At 67.6% G+C, this 256-nt stretch carries 1 protein-coding gene; it reads right to left on the reverse strand.

The window, feature by feature from the left end:
• Positions 1–256 (reverse strand): two-partner secretion domain-containing protein (locus MB824_RS08270; RefSeq protein WP_238747980.1); only part of this gene is annotated, 256 nt, incomplete at both ends.

Genomic DNA, 256 nt, shown 5'->3' on the forward strand with positions numbered 1-256 from the left:
ATTACGGATGCCGCTGCCGGCATCGGCGGCAATCAGGGTGATTTTGCCGGCATACATGCCGCCAAGGGCGCCGGTGTCGATGGCAAAGACGGGGGCGGATGAAGACGGGGCGCGGGGTGCGGCGGCGTCTTTCAGGCTGCCGGCGGCGTCGGTTTGGCCGCCGGCGGCAATCACTTGGACGTCCTGTCCCCAAATGCCGCCGTCAATCTTGGCGGCACGGCTGAGAATGCGGGTGTAGTCGGCACCGCGCCCGTCA

Origin of the sequence: Kingella pumchi, from assembly GCF_022288825.1 — a bacterium.
In the GTDB taxonomy this organism is placed as follows: domain Bacteria; phylum Pseudomonadota; class Gammaproteobacteria; order Burkholderiales; family Neisseriaceae; genus Kingella_D; species Kingella_D pumchi.